This is a genomic window from Streptomyces phaeochromogenes (assembly GCF_001418655.1).
Lineage (GTDB): Bacteria > Actinomycetota > Actinomycetes > Streptomycetales > Streptomycetaceae > Streptomyces > Streptomyces phaeochromogenes.
Genome location: NZ_LIQZ01000085.1, coordinates 18,216 through 34,519, shown reverse-complemented (window position 1 = coordinate 34,519; position 16,304 = coordinate 18,216). Strand labels below are relative to the sequence as shown.

At 69.3% G+C, this 16,304-nt stretch carries 14 protein-coding genes; 13 read left to right on the top strand and 1 reads right to left on the bottom strand.

Annotated elements, in window-relative coordinates:
• Positions 1-340 precede the first annotated feature (340 nt).
• The 13 genes from AOK17_RS12135 (at position 341) to AOK17_RS12075 (ending at position 15,665) form a co-directional block, all read left to right on the top strand.
• Positions 341-1,075, top strand: coding sequence for a DJ-1/PfpI family protein (locus AOK17_RS12135; protein ID WP_055612410.1), 735 nt, complete (start codon positions 341-343; stop codon positions 1,073-1,075).
• Positions 1,076-1,128: 53 nt separating this feature from the next.
• Positions 1,129-1,881, top strand: coding sequence for an aspartyl/asparaginyl beta-hydroxylase domain-containing protein (locus AOK17_RS12130; RefSeq protein WP_055612409.1), 753 nt, complete (start codon positions 1,129-1,131; stop codon positions 1,879-1,881).
• Positions 1,882-2,103: 222 nt separating this feature from the next.
• Positions 2,104-3,516, top strand: a complete 1,413-nt coding sequence (locus AOK17_RS12125) for an MFS transporter (RefSeq protein WP_055612439.1) — start codon at positions 2,104-2,106, stop codon at positions 3,514-3,516.
• A gap of 84 nt (positions 3,517-3,600) precedes the next feature.
• Positions 3,601-4,692: a beta-ketoacyl-ACP synthase III gene (locus AOK17_RS12120; RefSeq protein WP_055612408.1), complete on the top strand. Its 1,092-nt coding sequence runs from the start codon at positions 3,601-3,603 to the stop codon at positions 4,690-4,692.
• Positions 4,689-4,928, top strand: a complete 240-nt coding sequence (locus AOK17_RS12115) for an acyl carrier protein (RefSeq protein ID WP_055612407.1) — start codon at positions 4,689-4,691, stop codon at positions 4,926-4,928. Before AOK17_RS12120 ends, AOK17_RS12115 begins: the two co-directional genes overlap by 4 nt.
• Positions 4,929-4,978: 50 nt before the next feature.
• Entirely contained in the window at positions 4,979-5,869 is an 891-nt protein-coding gene (gene scoE, locus AOK17_RS12110) for a (3R)-3-[(carboxymethyl)amino]fatty acid oxygenase/decarboxylase (RefSeq protein ID WP_079052960.1), read from the top strand.
• Entirely contained in the window at positions 5,866-6,363 is a 498-nt protein-coding gene (gene scoD / locus AOK17_RS12105; protein WP_055612406.1) for a (2E)-enoyl-ACP glycyltransferase, read from the top strand. The genes scoE and scoD overlap by 4 nt, the downstream gene beginning before the upstream one ends.
• A 23-nt stretch (positions 6,364-6,386) precedes the next feature.
• Positions 6,387-7,946, top strand: a complete 1,560-nt coding sequence (locus AOK17_RS12100; protein ID WP_055612405.1) for a fatty acid--CoA ligase — start codon at positions 6,387-6,389, stop codon at positions 7,944-7,946.
• A 50-nt stretch (positions 7,947-7,996) separates the two neighbouring features.
• Positions 7,997-8,254 (top strand): phosphopantetheine-binding protein, encoded by a 258-nt coding sequence (locus AOK17_RS12095; protein WP_055612404.1) that lies wholly within the window; start codon positions 7,997-7,999, stop codon positions 8,252-8,254.
• Positions 8,241-12,653, top strand: coding sequence for an amino acid adenylation domain-containing protein (locus tag AOK17_RS12090; protein WP_245697104.1), 4,413 nt, complete (start codon positions 8,241-8,243; stop codon positions 12,651-12,653). Before AOK17_RS12095 ends, AOK17_RS12090 begins: the two co-directional genes overlap by 14 nt.
• Positions 12,654-12,743: 90 nt before the next feature.
• Positions 12,744-13,787: an ABC transporter substrate-binding protein gene (locus AOK17_RS12085; RefSeq protein ID WP_055612403.1), complete on the top strand. Its 1,044-nt coding sequence runs from the start codon at positions 12,744-12,746 to the stop codon at positions 13,785-13,787.
• 68 nt (positions 13,788-13,855) lie between these two features.
• Positions 13,856-14,830 (top strand): FecCD family ABC transporter permease, encoded by a 975-nt coding sequence (locus AOK17_RS12080; RefSeq protein WP_055612436.1) that lies wholly within the window; start codon positions 13,856-13,858, stop codon positions 14,828-14,830.
• A 34-nt stretch (positions 14,831-14,864) separates the two neighbouring features.
• Positions 14,865-15,665 carry an ABC transporter ATP-binding protein gene (locus tag AOK17_RS12075; protein ID WP_055612402.1) on the top strand — a complete coding sequence of 267 codons (801 nt, stop codon included), beginning with the start codon at positions 14,865-14,867 and terminating at the stop codon, positions 15,663-15,665.
• A gap of 29 nt (positions 15,666-15,694) precedes the next feature.
• On the opposite strand, the gene AOK17_RS12070 is transcribed toward AOK17_RS12075, so the two are convergent.
• Positions 15,695-16,294, bottom strand: coding sequence for a DJ-1/PfpI family protein (locus AOK17_RS12070; RefSeq protein ID WP_055612401.1), 600 nt, complete (start codon positions 16,292-16,294; stop codon positions 15,695-15,697).
• Positions 16,295-16,304: the final 10 nt, after the last annotated feature.

The window sequence follows — 16,304 nt, the reverse complement described above, 5'->3', positions numbered from 1 at the left end:
CAGTGCGGTGGAGGCCCGCGCGCACCTTCGCAGGCGCGGCTGAACAGAACGCCGCGCGAACACGGGAACTCCGCGGTCCGTCGGGGCGACTACTTGTTCGTGGGGCCGGCCGGGGGAGTGGACACGCCAGGAGCGTGCCCGCGCCGCCGACCGTGTGATGCCAGGGGTTCATTCCCTCAAGTGCCGCCACAGCAAAGGAAATTGGCCCGAAGACGCGGGAACTCGGGAGCGTCGGCGACCGACTACTGGTTCGACAGCGCGGTTCGACACCCAATGACCACCCTGTGAGGTCGGCGGAGGGTCGGGGCGCGGCACTTCGGGCGAAGGTGGTTCGGCACACGTGAAGCGAAGACGTCTGTTGCAGTCCTCCGCGGCGGCGATCGGTGCCCTCTCGACGACCCCACTCGCTGCCGGCGCCGCCCACGCGGCAGCCCCGGGTCGCGCTCGCGGTGACAGTGGTGAAGCACTGCGAGTCCACATCGTCACCTTCGACGGCGTGGAAGAGCTGGACGTCTTCGGCCCGTTCGAGGTCTTCTCCGTGGCTGCCCGGGCCCATCCGGTGACGGTGAAGCTGGTGACCGGCGGGGAGGCGGCCGAGGTGACCCACAGCTTCGGCACGAAAGTGGCGGCAGCGGCCTGGTCCCCGCACGAGGCCGATCTGGTCGTCGTGCCCGGCGGTGGCTTCGGTCGGCGCGACGGCCCCGGCGTCTGGGCGGAGATCGGCAAGGGGGAGTTGCCGTCTGCGCTGCGCGCGGTGCACGAAGCGGGCGTGACGGTCCTCGGTATCTGTACGGGGGTGATGGTGCTGTCCGCCGTCGGCCTGACTACGGGGCGTACATGCACCACGCACCACCTGGCCCGGAGTTACCTCGCCGAACAGGGAGCCCGGGTCGTGGACCAGCGGGTCGTCGACGACGGCGACCTGGTGACGGCCGGAGGAGTCTCGTCCGGCATCGACGGTGCCCTGTGGCTGCTGGAACGCGAGTTCGGAAGCGCGGCCGCCACCTATACGGAGTCGATCGTGGAGTTCGAGTGCCGGGGGACGGTTCTCCGGACGTCGACCGCTTCCTCGTGATCATCGGCCGTCACCGCATCCCCCGACCTGGCCGCTGAGCTCCGGAGAACCGTATGACACCAGAAATAGAGAACGCCTTCGCCGCGATCAGAGCCGAGTTCGGTGCGGAATCGATCACTCGGGTCGAGCAGATGCTGGAGCCGGGCGGTGGCGAACGGAATCCATTGCAGAAGGGAGCCAAGTGGATCATGCCTGGGCTCTCTCCCACTCCCTGGCACGACCCGTACTCCTACGCCGAACTTGCCCCCGTCGTCCATGAACTGGAAGCCAGTCATCAGGAGATCAAGAAAGAGCTGAATGCCGCATGGGCGGCGCGCCGGGAGGCGTTCTCCGATTACGAGCACTATCTGACCCGCCAGGAGAACTGGCAGGCTCTCTACCTCTTCCGTGAAGGAGGTCTCGTCGAGGAGTCCGCCGCAACGGTTCCGACTGCTTATCAGGTACTGAAAGACGTGGCCGTCGACACGGAGAAGATATGCCCCCTCCTGGAATGTCATTTCTCCACCCTGTTGCCGGGCGCCGTCATCGAACCCCACTGCGACCTGTGGAACTTCAGCATCAACCTGCATCTCGCCGTGGACATCCCGGACGGGTGCAGCATCACGGTCGCCGGAGAGTCGCGCTCCTGGGAAGAGGGAAAGTGCCTGCTCTTCGACTACTCCTTCGAGCATGAGGCACGCAACTCGGGGACCCGGCCGCGGACCTGCCTGCTCATCGACCTCTGGCATCCGGAGACCACCGTTCCGGAACGCCGGGCGCTCGTCGCCCTGATGACTGAGATTCGGCGTCTCATGGGGGAGGGATGACGCGGAGGAAGTAATTCGGTAGAGCCCTGGCTTCCCTATCCCGGCAGTTTTCGACTGTCGGGTAAAAGGGATGCCCTGATACTCCGTGAAAAAGCAATGGGGTTCGAGAAATTGACCATTCACAAGCCGGATCCAGGCTGCTACCGTGGCTGAAAATGATCGACCTGCTGGAATTCCTTCGCGGGAATTCTTTTTATTGCGATCCCGAGGGGGTGATCGATGATGTCCGTGACAGAGCCGGTAAAGAAGCCGCTGCGAAAGCCGCTCGGAGTTCCGCTGTTCGTGCTGGCGTTGGGACAGCTCGTCATCTCGCTCGACTACAACATCGTGTATGTCGCGCTGCCGGACATCGGCGCCGGGCTGGGATTCTCCGACCACGACCTGCAGTGGGTGGTGAGCGCCTACGTCGTGGCCACAGGAGGCTTCCTGCTGCTGGGCGGCCGGGCCGCGGATCTGCTGGGCAGGCGCCGGATGTTCGTCGTCGCGGCGCTGCTGTACGCGGGGTCGTCCCTCGTGGGCGGCCTGTCGGATTCACCGGGCGTCCTGGTGGCAGTCAGGGCGGTACAGGGCGTCGGCGGCTCCCTGCTGTTCCCGGCGACGCTGTCCCTGATCAACACCATGTACGACGAAGGGCCCGACAGGAACCGGGCCCTGGCGGTGTGGGGTGCCGCGGGAGCCGGCGGGCTCTGCTTCGGGTCCCTGCTCGGCGGCGTCCTGGTGGAGGCGTTCGGCTGGCAGTCTGTGTTCTTCGTCAACGTGCCCGTGGCGGGAGCCCTCGCGGTGGCCGGGTGGTCGCTCTTCCCCGTGGACGGGCCGCGGGACCGCTCGCGGCACTTCGATGTGGCGGGCGCGCTGACCGCGACGGGCGGGATCACGCTCCTGGTGTTCCTGCTGGTGCAGGCCCCCGCGGAGGGCTGGGGCACGCCCGTGGCCCTCGGGAGCGCGGTGCTGTCCGTCGGGCTGCTGACGCTCTTCGCCGTCGTGGAGAGGCGATCGCGCGATCCGCTCGTACCGGCAAGGCTGTTCGCCCACCGTGGCCTGGTCGCGGCCATGGGGGTGACCGCCCTGTTCGGCGCCACGTTCAGCTCGGTGCCGTACTTCCTGACCCTCTACTTCCAGACCGTCCACGGCTACAGCGCGGTCGCGACCGGGCTCGCGTTTCTCGTACCTGCAGTGGTGGTGGCCGTCGGTACGCAGGTCGGCGAACGGGCCGTGTCCGCCTTCGGCATGCGCCGCATGCTGGTGGGCGGCCTGGTGCTGGGCGCCGTCGGAGCGGCTGCCCTCGGCCTGGCACTGACCTCGGACGGCTCGTATCCCGCGCTGCTGCCGGGGATCGTGCTGATGGGCCTCGGCCAGGGGGCCGCGTGGACGGGTATGTGGATCGTCGCGTCCGCCGGAGTGGCCCCCGGGGACCAGGGCATCGCCTCGGGACTGGCGTCGACCACCCTGCAGGTCGGCGGTGCGGTGGGCCTCGCCGTGCTGGTCGCGCTCGCCGGCGGTGTCGGGCAGAGCGGCTCGGGCCCCGGGCTCCTCGACGGCATCCGTACGGCCGTCTTCGTGATCGCGGGCGGGATCGGGTGCGGTGCGCTCGCGCTGCACGCCCTGCGCAGGACGACCGGGACCAGCGGTCCCTAGGCCCTCCCTTCGCGACTTCCTTGTCTCACCTCCCTTCCCGTGTCCGGGCTGCCCGGCCGTCCTCCGTCATGCCAGGAGAACCCCATGTTCCCTATCGCCGCCGGTCCTTCCGCTGCTCGGGCCGCCGTCCTGTGCGGGCTGGCCGGATGGGTGCCGTCCCGTGTGGTGACCAACGAGCACCTCGCGCGACGGCTCGACACCGACGACGCGTGGATCCGCACCCGGACCGGGATCCGTCGACGGCATGTCGTCGATCCCGGACAGGCGACGTCCGACCTGGCCGTCGAAGCCGGCCGCCGGGTGCTCGCCTCCGCCGCGACGGACCGGGTCCACGCCGTGGTTGTCGCCACCACGACCCCTGACCACACCTGTCCAGCCACCGCGCCCGCGGTCGCCGCGCGACTCGGGCTGGCGGGAGTTGCCGCCTTCGACATCAGCGCCGTGTGTACCGGGTTTGTCTACGGGCTCGCCTCGGCCGCCGGTCTCATCGCGGCCGGCGTGGCCGAACGGGTGCTGCTCATCGGGGCGGACACCTACTCCACGATCGTGGACCCGCTGGACCGGGCCAACGCGATCATCTTCGGCGACGGCGCCGGAGCCGTTGTCCTGCGCGCCGGGCATCCCGACGAGCCGGGCGCGGTCGGCCACTTCGACCTCGGCAGCGACGGCACCCAGGAGGACCTGATCATGGTCGCGGCAGGTGGCTCCCGTCAGCGCTCCCTACCGGGCGAACCGAGCCGCCAGGACCGGCACTTCGCCATGCGGGGCAAGGAGGTCTACCGCCACGCGGTGACGCGCATGGCCGAGTCCGCGCGCGCCACGCTGTCCCGGGCCGGCTGGAAGGTCGACGACGTCGACCACTTCGTACCCCACCAGGCCAACCTGCGGATCCTGCACTCGGTGGCCGACGACCTCGGTCTCACACGGGAGCGTTGCGTGACCCATGTCGAGTCCGTCGGCAACACCGGCGCCGCGTCCATCCCGCTCGCCCTCGCCGACGCGGCCGCCGGCCGAATGATCCGCCCGGGCGACCGGCTTCTGCTCACCGCCTTCGGAGGCGGCCTCACGTGGGGCTCCTGCCTCCTGACCTGGCCCGCGCTGCCCGCGCCGGCCCATCCGTACGACCCCTGCGACCCCCACGACCCCTGCGGCCAAGGAGAACGGACGACGTCATGAGTACCACCTACGAACAGTTGGTCGACATCCTCGCGAGGCTGCATGACGCTCCCGCGGACCGGATCCGTCCCGAGGCAACCCTTGGTGAACTGGACGTCGACTCGCTGACGACGGTCGAGATCAGCATCCGCATCGAGCGCGACCTCGGTGTGAAGGTCGGCGACGACGAACTCCAGCCCGACCTCACGCTCGGCGACATCGCCGGACTCGTCGACGCCCGGCAGGCGGCGGTCTGACTCCTCTTCTCCGCTCCTCGAATTCTCCACTCCTCGAAAGGCAGCAGCCCATGCAGATCAAAGAACAGCCCGGCACCGCGATCGGCGCGGCGGTCGCGGGATTCGACCACACCACCGCCTCGGACGCCGACATCGACGCCCTCAAGAGCACCATCTACGCGAAGAAGATCGCTGTCCTGAAGGGCCAGGATCTCTCGCCCCAGGAGTTCCTCGCACTCGGCAAGCGGCTGGGCCGACCGGAGACCTACTACGAACCGATGTACCAGCACCCGGAGGTTTCCGAGATATTCGTCTCCTCCAACGTGCCGGAGAACGGAAAGCAGATAGGTGTCCCGAAGACCGGTAAGTTCTGGCACGCCGACTACCAGTTCATGCCGGACCCGTTCGGAATCACCCTGATCTACCCCCAGGTCATTCCGGAGAAGAACCGGGGCACATATTTTATCGACATGGGCCGGGCGTACGACAGGCTGCCCGAGGATCTCAAGAAGGAAATCGGCGGGACGTACTGCCGGCACTCCGTCCGCAAGTACTTCAAGATCCGGCCCCACGATGTCTACCGCCCCATCTCCGAGATCATCGAGGAGGTCGAGCGGAAGACCCCGGCCGTCGTCCAGCCGACCACGTTCACGCACCCCATGACCGGCGAGACGGTCCTCTACGTCAGTGAGGGCTTCACCGTCGGCATCGAGGACCAGGACGGCAAGCCGCTCGACGAGGAGCTGCTCAAGCGGCTGTTCGACGCCACCGGCCAGCTCGACGAGTCCTTCGAGCACGACAACATCCACCTGCAGAGCTTCGAGCAGGGCGACCTGCTGGTCTGGGACAACCGCAGCCTCATCCACCGCGCCCGGCACACGACCACGCCGGAGCCGACCGTCTCCTACCGCGTCACCGTGCACGACGAACGCAAGCTGCACGACGGGATCAGGGCGGCATGACGGACGAAGCCCTGCTGGCGCAGGTGCTGGTGCCGTACAAGGACCACTGCAAGTACCTGCGTTCGGCCGTTGTGACAGAAACTGACGGGCACGCCTCTGCCCGCTGCGAGTTCGAGATCCCCGAGTCGTGTTATATCGACGACACCGGTCATCTGAATTCCGTCGAGGTGAACATCTGCTACAACCAGATGATGTATTTCCTCGTTGCCAAGTCCGTGAAGGAAGGGCTGGGCACGGGATTCGAATCCTGGACGCTGGACGACTTCTGGAAGCACCAGCTCCCGGACATTCTCATCGCTCGCTTCTCATCGAATTTCCGACGCCCGGTCAATCCCCGTGTGTTTTCCGGGGAGATGGAGTTCCGATCCGTCACCCGGCGCGCTCCGGCCGGCGGGAGCCCGTTCGTGCACGCCGATACGGCCTTCCGCTACTGGGACGCCGGCTCGGGCCGCTGCGACGGCGAGGCGACCCTGGCATTCGTCAACGTCCCCTGACACGAGACTGGAGATCCACGACCATGGACCGGCTCCACCACCCGCAGCTCCAGACACTCGTCCAGACCACGAGCTTCCACGCACAGCACCAGCCCACCACCCCCGCGGTCCTCTGCGAGGGCCGCACGCTGACGTACGAGCAACTGCACCGCGAGAGCAACCGCATCGCCCACGCCCTTGAGGCCGCCGGCCTCGCGCCGGGCGACCGGGTCGCGTACCTCGGCAAGGAGTCCGAGCACTACTACGAGATCCTCTTCGGCTGTGCCAAGAGCGGCACCGTCCTGGTGCCCGTCAACTGGCGGCTCACCGCGCCCGAGATCAGCCACATCCTGCAGGACTCCGGCACCCGACTGCTCTTCCTGGAGGACGAGTTCGGGCCGATCGTCGAGAAGATGCCGACCGCGCCCCCCGAAACAATCGTCGCGCTCGGAGAGTCCTTCGCCGCCTGGAAGGCACCGCACCCCGACACCGACCCGAAGCCGTACGACGTCACCCCCGACACCCCGGTCGCGCAGCTCTACACCAGCGGCACCACCGGACTGCCCAAGGGCGTCGTGCTCGCCCACCGCAGCTTCTTCGCGATTCGCGACGCCCTGGCGAGTGAGGGTCTTGACTGGATCGACTGGCGCGTGGGGGACATCGCACTGATCGGCATCCCCGGCTTCCACATCGGCGGTCTTTGGTGGGCCACGCAGAACTTCAACGCCGGAACCACCGTCGTCGCGATGCGCGCCTTCGCCGCCCGCCAGGCCGTCGACCTGATCCGCGATCTCGGTATCACGACCGCCTGCGTCGTGCCTGCCATGCTCCGCATGATGCTGACCGAACCCGGCGTCGGCGCCAAGGACTTCACCACTCTGCGCAAGACGGTCTACGGCGGCTCCCCGATATCGGAGGCACTGCTGGAGGAGAGCCTCGCCGTCCTCGACTGCGAGTTCGCCCAGATCTACGGCCTCACCGAGACCGGCAACACCGCGGTCTGCCTGCCGCCTGCCGCACATGTCCCCGGCGGATCCCTGATGCAGGCGGCGGGCCACCCCTATCCGGGCGTACGCAGCAAGGTGATCGACGGCGAGGGGCGCGAACTGCCGCCGGGCGCGGTCGGCGAGGTCTGCCTGGCCACGCCCGCGCGCATGGTCGAGTACTGGGGGCTGCCCGAGAAGACCGCCGAGACCCTCGTAGACGGCTGGATCCACACGGGGGACGCCGGCTATGTCGACGAGGACGGGTACGTCTTCATCCGCGACCGCATCAAGGACGCGATCCTCGTCGCCGGCGAGAACGTCTATCCGGCCGAGATCGAGAACGTTCTGGAGGGCCACCCCGGAGTCGCCGAGGCCGTCGTCGTCGGAGCCCCCGACGAACGCTGGGGCGAATACGTGCACGCCTTCGTCGTCCCCGTGCCCGAGCAGCAGCCCAGTGCCCGGGACCTGCACACCTTCCTCGTCCCACAGCTCGCGAGCTTCAAGCTGCCCGCCCGCTACGAGTTCATCGACAGCGTCCCGCGCAACCCCAGCGGCAAGATCCTGCGCCGCGAACTGCGCGACCGCTTCTGGGGCGACTCCGCACGCAAGGTCAACTGACCGCCGCCGACACGCCACCGACAGCCAACGAGCCACCGAGAGAGAACGACATGCCTGCTCCCCTCACGCTGGACGGCTTCCGCGCGGACCTGGCGGAGTTCCTGTACCAGCAGCCCGACGAAGTCGACCTCGAAGAGAACCCCCTCTACGCGGGGCTGGACTCCCTGCGCATCGTCACCCTCATCGAACGGTGGCGGGAGACCGGCCTGGACGTGTCCTTCATCGAGCTCGCCGAGTGCACCTCGTTCGACCAGTGGTGGCAGCTGCTCTCCGCACGTCAAGGGGGAGCGGGCCATGTCACCGCATGACGACGCCATGAACGACATAGGAGACATAGCCGACCGGCGACGGTTGCTGGCCGCCCAGGAAGGTATCTGGACCGGCCAGCAGCTCGACCCGGACAGCCCCGCCTACAACACGGCCGAGTACGTGCACATCGACGGACCGGTGGACTCGGCCGTCTTCGACACGGCCGTGCACCGTGTGGTCGCGGAAACGGAAGCCCTCAACGTCGCATTCGTCGTCGACGAGAAGGGGCGGCCCTGGCAGACGGATGCCCCTGCCGGGGAGTGGCACCTGCACACGGCAGACCTCACCGCCGAGCCCGACCCGCACGTGGCGGCCCTGGCCTGGATGGACCAGGACATGGCCCGCCCCGTCGACCTCGCGCACGGGCACGTCTTTGGTCACGCCCTGCTGCGGATCGCACCGGCGCAGTACCTCTGGTACCACCGTGTGCACCACATCGCCCTCGACGGCTTCGGCCTGTCGCTGGTCGCCCGCCGGGTCGCCGAGGTCTACACGGCCCTGACGGTGGGCCAGACGGTGGCGGACAGCGGCTTCGGCACCCTGGCCTCGGTGCGGGACGAGGAACGCGCCTACCGGGAGTCGGCCCGTTTCGCCAAGGACCGCGACTACTGGGCGGACCGGTTCGCGGACCGGCCGGCCGTGGCGACACCCGCCGGCCGTACGGCCCTGCCCGCGCGCACCTTCCACCGACGGGTGGTGGACCTCGGATCGGCACAGACGGAGACCCTGCGTGCCGTCGCCCGCGACCTCAAGATCACCTGGTCGGAGGTCCTGCTGGCGGTGACGGCGGCCCAGCTGCACCAGGCGACCGGCGCCCCGGAGATTGTTCTGAGCCTGCCGGCGATGGGGCGCCTCGGCTCGGTCTCGCTCCGCGTTCCCTGCATGGTGCGCAACATCCTGCCCCTGCGCGTGACGGTCACCGCGTCGGACAGTCTGCGGGACCTCGCGGTAAGGATCTCCCGCGAACTGCGCGCCGGCCTGCCGCACCAGCGCTACCGCTACGAACAACTGCGGCGCGACCTCAGACTCGTCGGAGGACAGCGCCGGCTGTCCGGGCCGGGCGTCAACATCATGCCCTTCGAGTACGACCTGCGGTTCGCCGGACACCGCAGCACGGTCCACAACGTCTCCGCGGGCCCAGTCGACGACCTGTCCGTCAATGTCTACGACCGTTCCGAGGGCGCGGGCCTGCGCATCGCCGTGGACGTCAACCCCGACCTCTACGACGAGGCGGACGTCGCCGCGCTCCAGGAGGGACTGCTCCACCTGCTCAGGGAGGCCGTCGCCGCGCCCGACCGGGCGCTCGGTGAGCTGCGGGCGCGCGAGGCCGCCACCGTCCTGGACGGAGGGCCGCCGCCCGGCCCCGTGCGCCCGGTCCTCGGCCTGATCGCCGAACACGACGCCCGGCGCGGCGGATCCGTCGCCGTCGAGCACGATGGACGCAGCATCACGTACGCGCAGCTCTTCGGCTCGGCACGTGATCTAGCCCGCCGACTGGCCGCCCGTCGGATCGGCCGCGGCGACCTGGTGGCCGTCGCCCTGCCCCGAGGCATCGACGCGATCACCACCATCCTCGGCATCCTGCTCTCCGGTGCCGCCTACTGCCCACTCGACCCGGCCGCGCCGCGGGCCCGCAGGGCGGAGCTGCTGGAAGATGCCCGCCCCGCACTCGTCCTGACGACCAGCGCCCACGCCGACGACTTCGGGGACCGGCCCGTTCTGCAACTCGACCAGCCGGAACCCGAGTCCGAAGAAGCGGCCCGCCAGACGGCACCGACACCGACGGCACCGACACCGGAGGACCTCGCCTACGTCATCCACACCTCGGGCTCCACAGGACGCCCCAAGGGCGTCGAGATCGGCCACCGCGCCCTCGCGCACTTCGTCGCCGGGGCCACCCACCGCTACGGCCTCCACCATGGGGACCGTGTCGTGCAGTTCGCCGCTCTGCACTTCGACACCAGCGTCGAGGAGGTCTTCCTCACCCTCTGCGCGGGCGCCACGCTCGTCGTCCGTAGCGACGACATGACCGACTCGGTCTCCGGGTTCCTGGACGCCTGCGCGCGGCTGCGGATCACCTTCCTCGACCTGCCCACGGCCTACTGGCACGAACTGTCCTACGCGATCTCGACCGGTGCCGCCGCCCTGCCCGCCGAGGTACACACCGTCGTCATCGGCGGAGAGGCGGCCCTCCCCGAGCGGGTCGACCGCTGGCGCAAGGCCGTCGGCACATCCGTCCGGCTGCTGAACACCTACGGCCCGACCGAGGCCACCGTCGTCGCCACCGTCGCCGACCTCCACGACCCCTCCCTCGCCCCGGGAGACGTCCCCATCGGACTGCCGCTCCCCGGCACCCGCGCCGCGGTCGTGGACGGCGAACTCCACCTCCTGGGCGACAACCTGGCCGTCGGCTACCGGGGAGACCGCCCACCGGACGCCGCCCGTTTCGCCCCTCTCCACGCGCTGCCCGGAGCGCCCCGTGCCTACCGCACCGGCGACCTCGTACGGATCGGCGACGACGGGCAGTTGCGCTATCTGGGCCGGTCGGACACCGAGTTCAAGATCAGCGGTCATCGCGTGCACCCTGCCGAGGTCGAGAGCGCCCTCCTGGCCCACCCGGGAGTCCGCGACGCCGCCGTCGTGGGACAGCTGCTGGCGGACGGGACTCGGCGCCTGGTCGCACACGTCGTCCCGGACGGGGCTGCCCCGGCCGTGGCCCTGATCAGGGACCACCTCCGGGCGGCACTGCCTGCCGCGATGATCCCGTCGGCAGTCGAGTTCCCGGACCGCCTGCCCCGGACGAGCGCGGGAAAGATCGACAGGAACGCGCTGGCCGCGATGGCCCCCGACGTACACATGCCGGATCCCGACGCACAGGTGCCGGATCACGGTGCCGAGACAGCGGCGCACGACAGCACGCTGGAGCGCACCATCACCGCCGTCTGGCAGCAAGTGCTCGCCGTGGCAGCCGTCTCCGCGCGGGACGACGTCTTCGACCTGGGCGCCCAGTCGCTCCAGGTCATCCAGGTGGCCAACCGCCTGGGCGTCGAACTGCGCCGTGACGTGAAGGTCGCCTGGCTCTTCCAGCACCCGACGCCCGCCGAACTGGCGAGGTTCCTGAAGCAGCAGGAGCAGCAGGCTCAGGGCCAAGTCCAGCTGCGGGCGGCCGGTTCCGGCCTTCCGCCGGCTCTGCTCGCCGACGCCGTCCTCGATCCGGACATCCACCCAGGCGGCGGTCATCCCCGGGCGGCCGACACACCGGACCGGGTCCTGCTCACCGGCGCCACCGGCTTCGTGGGCGTGCACCTGCTGGCCGAACTCCTCACGAGCACCGACGCGGAGGTCGTCTGCACCGTCAGGGCCCCGAGTCCCGCAGAGGCTGCCGCCCGCATCCATCAGTCCCTGGAAATCCACCAGATCCACCTCTCGGACGTGGCGCGAAAACGCATCACGGCGGTTCCCGCAGACCTCGCCCGCCCCCGCCTCGGCCTGGATGAGGCGCTCTTCGCCGAACTCGCGCGCACCTGCGGCGCGATCGTCCACAACGGCGCGACGGTCAGCATCATGCGCGAGTACGCCACCCTCCGCGCCGCCAACACCGAGTCCACCAGGGACCTCTTGCGCATGGCGGCCGTGCGCTCGACGCCCCTGCACTTCGTCTCGACCCTCTCCGTCGCCCCACCGATCGGCCTTGCACCTGAGGTCCCGGAGGCGTTCCTCCCGCCCCACATCGGACTGCGGTACGGCTACCAGCAGTCGAAGTGGGCCGCCGAGCGCCTGCTGGAACAGGCCGCCGAGCGGGGCCTGCCGGTCACCGTGCACCGCCTCGGACGAATCGTCGGCCCGTCTGCCACCGGTTACGTGAACGAGCGGGACTTCCTTTGGAGCGTGCTGCGCGCGGGCGTGCCCGCGGGCATCGTCCCCGACCTGTTCGAGGAGGAGACCTGGACACCGGTCGACCACGTCGCCCAGGCACTTGTCCACCTCTGCCTCGGACAACGCCCGCCAACCGCAACAGTCTTCAACCACGCCACCACCCCGGTGCGGCTGAGCGACGTCTACGACTGGCTGGAGGAGTACGGCTACCCGCTGCGCCGCATGCCGCTGGCCCAGTGGCGGGCCGAGCTGCCGCGCTCGTCCAGCACCTCCGGAGCGGCGGCGACCACGCTCGCCTTCTTCGACTCCTGGGACGCGGACACCGATGAGGCGACCGGGCCCGAACTGCGCCTGGGGCGGGTCCGCGCCGACAACGTCTTGACCGGACTGCACGGCAGCGGTATCACCTGCCCGCCCGTCGACCACGATCTCGTCTTTCGCTACCTCGACCACTGCGTCGCCACTGGAACGCTGCCCGCCCCAGCGGGAAAACAGGGCCATCCGGCAATGCCCGCAAAGTAGTTGGATCTCGCCGGGAACTTCCGGGCCCCACCCCCCGACTACTGCAGCAGAACCCGTCACCTCATGAACACCCCGCAGCAAGGAGCCAGCATGTCGAAGAAACGGCCGGTTGCCATAGCCCTGGCCGGCGCCCTCTGTCTGGTCACCGCGGCATGCGCCGACTCCTCGACCGACAAGGCCGACGACACAGGCGACAACGCGGCCGCGGCTGCCGCGAAGTCCGGCTACCCGGTCACCCTCGACAACTGCGGAGTGCCGGAGAAGTTCACCAAGGCGCCCAGTCGCGTGGTCACCATGAACGGAGCTTCGGTCGCGGAGGTCTCCACGCTGCTCGCCCTCGGCCTCGGCGACCGCATCGTCGCCAACCAGCAAAGCTACGGGATGTCCGAGGTGGCGGGCCGCGCCAAGGCCATCAAGGCCCTGCCCAACGGCGACGTCAAGCTCAACGACGCCTACGACATCCCGCGCGAGGCGATGATCGGGCTGCGCCCCGACCTGGTGCTGTCCACGACCTCCTACGGCTTCGACGAGAAGAACGGCTTCGCCACCCGCGAGCAGCTCAAGGGGGTCGGCGCGGGCACCTACGTCTCCCCGCAGGGCTGCGACCAGGACACCTCAAAGATGACCATCGCCGACAGCTACACGCTGCTGCGCGACATGGGCAAGGTCTTCAACGTCAGCGACCGCGCCGAGAAGCTGATCACCACGTCGGAGAAGAACATCGCCGGCGTCTCCGCCAAGGTGAAGGGCGAGAAGCAGCCGAAGGTCATGGTCCTGTTCTCCAACATGACCATGGGAGGCAACGACTTCAGCTCGGTCGTCGCCAAGGGCATCTACAACGACATCCTCGCCAAGGCCGGCGGCAGCAACGCCTTCGAGAACGCCTCCAAGACCTCCTTCGCCGACCTGAGCAAGGAGAAGGTGGCCGCCACCGACGTCGACGCGCTGGTCGTCATCGGCTACAACGACCCGAACCCGGCGGCCTACGCCAAGAAACTGCTGAAGGAGTTCCCCCAGTGGCCGGCCGCGAAGAACGACAAGTACGTGGCCGTGTCGGACTCGATGTACCTCGGCCCGAGCAACGACCTGGCCGTCGAGAAGATCGCCAAGATGCTGCACCCCGACAAGTTCTGAACCAGGTCTCCGGCCGCCTGCGGGTGCCGCTCGCAGTCGTCGGCCTGCTGGTTGTCCTGGTCGCCGTCATGGTGGTGGCGGTGAGTATCGGCGCGGTCAACATCCCGGTGGCCGACGTGTGGGGAATCCTCCTCCACCACCTCACCGGCCGGGGAGCGACCAAAGATCCGGCGCTGGACCAGATCGTGTGGACCTTCAGGGCGCCCCGCGTCGCCCTGGCCGCACTGGTCGGCGCAGGACTGGCCGTCGCGGGGGCGGTACTCCAGACCCTGGTCTCCAACCCGCTCGCCGACCCGATCGTCCTCGGCTTCTCCTACGGCGCCTCGCTGGGCGCCGTGCTCGTCATCACACTCGGTGGCGCCGCGCTCGGCGGCCTGGCAGGTCTCGGCGTGTCCGGCGCCGCGTTCGTCGGTGCCCTCGCGGCCGGGGCCCTGGTCTTCGCCCTGGGCCAGCGACGGGGCCGGCTGGCCCCGACCCGGCTGGTGCTGGCCGGAGTCGCGGTCGGCTACGTCCTGCTGTCCATGACCAGCTTCGTTCAGCTGATGGCGACGCCCACCGAACTGCGGACCGTCATGTTCTGGATGCTCGGCAGCGTCGCCGGCGCCCAGTGGGACCAACTGCCCACCGTCACCGTCGTCGTCCTGGCGAGCACCGTCGTGCTGACCCTGTTCGGGCGGCGGCTCAACGCCCTGCTGGCCGGCGACGAGTCCGCCACCGCGCTCGGCGTGGACGTCAACCGGCTGCGCGCCGTCCTGCTGGTCATCAGCGCGCTGCTCACCGGCACCGTCATCGCCGTCGCCGGCGGTGTCGGCTTCGTCGGCCTGATGATTCCCCACCTGGTCCGCCTCACCACCGGCGCCGACCACCGCAGACTGCTGCCCCTGACCGCGCTCCTGGGTGCCATCTACCTCGTCCTCGTCGACCTGCTCTCCCGAACCGTCAACCGCCCCAACGAACTGCCACTGGGCATCCTCACCGCCCTGCTCGGCGCCCCCTTCTTCCTGTGGCTGCTACGCCGCAACAAGGGTCTGGACACCGTATGAAGCCGCCGAAGCCGCGACGAGGGCCGGACACCGTATGAAACTGACCGTCGACCAGCTCCACGTCACCCTGGACCGCAGGCCGATCCTCCGCGAGGTGAACCTGGAGGCCGCCAAGGGCGACATCGTCGGGCTCGTGGGCCCCAACGGCAGCGGCAAGTCCACCCTGCTCCGCACGGTCTACCGCTCGCTGCGTCCGGCAGGCGGCGTGGTCCGGGTGGGCGACGACGACGTGTGGGAGCTGTCCCCGCGCACCGCAGCCCGCCGCACCGCTGCCGTCCTCCAGGACGCCGGCACAACTACCGGCTTGACCGTGACCGAGATCGTCGCCCTGGGACGTACGCCCCACCACGGGCTGATGGGCCGCGACGGCGCCGAGGACCACCGGGCCGTGGCGGAGGCAGTCGACCGCTGCGGCGTCGCACCCTTCGTGGACCGGGACTACGCCACCCTGTCCGGCGGCGAACGCCAACGCGTCCTGCTGGCCCGCGCCCTCGCCCAGCGGCCGCAGCTCCTGGTCCTGGACGAAGTAACCAACCACCTCGACATCCGCGCACGGTTCGAGCTCCTGGACCTGATCCGCAGCACCGGGATCACCACTCTGGCGGTCCTGCACGACCTCGACCTCGCCGCCCGGCTCTGCGACCACCTCGTCGTGCTCCACGAGGGCGCGGTGGTCGCGGCAGGACCCGTACTGGAGGTCCTCACACCGGACCTCCTGCACGATGTCTTCGGCGTACGGGGTGCTACGGAGCGGCATGCCGACGGCGTCGTCCGCGTCACGTACGCGGCCCAGCCACTCGCTGCCGATCGGGAGGCCGAGCCCGCCGACCGGTGACACGCCAACACCCGCCGGGTGGCTCGGGCTCAGCGGGTTCCGGGCGCTTCGTACTGGATTCCCTGCCGGGTCTGCTCGCTCGCCTCGATCCCGTCGAGTCGGCAGACCAGGTGCAGTGCCATGTCGATCCCGGCCGACACACCGGCGGAGGTGACGATGTCGCCGTCGTCGACATACCGTTCCCCGGCGCGCACATCGATCGAGCCGTCGATTTTCGCGAGCTTGTCGAGGTAGCCCCGGTGGGTGGTGGCCGCTCGGCCCGCCAGCAGTCCGGCCGCCGCGAGGACCAGCGATCCTGTGCACACGCTCGCCAGGATGGTTTCCTGCCGGTGCAGTTCCCGCAGCCGGGACAGGTGCGACTGGTCCTTCGCCAGGGCGCGGGTGCCGTCCCCTCCGGGATGGACCATCAGATCGAGCGGCGGCGCCGTGGCCAGGTCATGGTCCGCGACGAGGCCGAGTCCCTTGGCACACCGCACCACACCCGTCCGGGGCCCGACGGTCAGGAGCCGGACCGGACGCGACGCGATGTGGGCGGCCCAGAACCCCAGAACCTCCCAGGGACCGGCGACGTCGAGTTCCTCGGCGTCCTCGAAGAGGAGGACGCCGAGTGTCAGGGTGTCGTCGTTCACGGGCGTCGTA